This window comes from Pseudoalteromonas sp. HM-SA03, assembly GCF_002289345.1.
In the GTDB taxonomy this organism is placed as follows: Bacteria; Pseudomonadota; Gammaproteobacteria; order Enterobacterales; family Alteromonadaceae; genus Pseudoalteromonas.
The window spans coordinates 1-1,454 of the sequence record NZ_NSDG01000198.1; the positions used below are offsets into that span (position 1 = coordinate 1).

Genomic DNA, 1,454 nt, shown 5'->3' on the forward strand with positions numbered 1-1,454 from the left:
CAGCTATTGATGTACTCCTTACATGGAGAAGTTAGGTGTATGTCTATTTGGATCGTCGGTAATGAAGCACCAAATAAGAAAGATAAGGAATGGTTTTCAAGGCTAAAAGGAGAGCTATCTAACTTTAGTATTAAGTATTTCTGCGCGTGTGGTGATGGGTTCCGTGAGGTCAGGTAAGTATTCAGTTATTGTAACAGGTGACTTCAATCAAGGCAGGCGGTTTTAAACCGTGTTCTTAAACTCAGCCTAAGAAGCTATATGTGGTAGTTGTCAAATTTAGAGCGCTAACTTTGTCACACTATGGTAATTTAAGAGAGTCAGGTAAAGTAGCCTGACTTAAACAACTAGTCTCCGATGAACTCGGGGTGATTCAGTCTGAGTTTGCCGTTTTTCTTGGGGATATAAATGCGTCTGAGCGGTTTGGCCTTGTAACCTTTTCTACTCAGTTGGTTAACTGCCGCAAGTTTTTGTACATCGGAATTCCAAATGATGCCATCAATACCTGCTGTTCGTTTACCTTTGTTTTGTGATACTCGTCTGACAGCTAGTAACTTTGCTGACTTCGAGTGAGTCAGTAACCATTGCAATGCTTTCACTTTACCTTGTTTACCTTCTCGAATTGCCTTTGCAATGTGCATCTGAAGCTTTAACACATTTTGCTCAATAGCCTTCCAGTTAATGGATTGCCATTCGCTTTTGTCTGAAGAGGCACTAACTTCAAGCGAAGTCATCATTTGCGTATCCTCATAAATAAAGTTCTTCAAATCATCTTGCAACGGGAGACCAGTTGGAAGTGGGCTCACTTTCGTGCCAGATAAAATCTGTATCTGCATCATTACAACGCAGCATTGGCTTTTTCCAATTTCCTTTACCTGCACAACTATCGGCAACCTTCACAGGTTACTTTCCCATAGGGAGAAATACAGGCTTACCTTGTTCCGCATGTCGCGCAATATCAGGTTAGATGTATAGTGCGGTGAGCCTATCGATCACGAAAGAGCACTGTCCAATCTCTTTCCTACTCACGTTGCCGTTTGGCTACAGCGTATAAACCACTTCCGCTGCTTATCATATAACGCACCTTACATGGATTCACATACGTTCATCATACTGATTCCCTAGCACTTACCCGATTGTGGTTATCAGGAAGAAACTCCTCTCACGATTTGTTTCCCGCCCATTGGCTTTGTTACATTGTCTGGCTCGCTGCTTTATTCAGAGCCATAGGGTCATCTGGTGATATAGATGGTCCACTCTTATCGCGGTGAGCAGCGCTTCATGCGACTTCAAGTCGCACGGACAGAAATAAGTTAGTGTTTAGGCACTAGCTAAACTATAAAGCAGAGGCCAATTTAGCTTGGCCACTACAACCCAAAATATAACTAGTCGATCCTGAATATTGACGTTTTGATGCTCAGACTGGCTGAACCATATCAGTAATCAGTCCAGAATGA

Annotated in this window: 1 pseudogene; it reads right to left on the reverse strand. The window is 42.5% G+C overall.

Annotated elements, in window-relative coordinates:
* Positions 1–374: 374 nt before the first annotated feature.
* Positions 375–734, reverse strand: a pseudogene (locus CKO50_RS23300) (reverse transcriptase N-terminal domain-containing protein); the annotation flags it as partial.
* Positions 735–1,454: the final 720 nt, after the last annotated feature.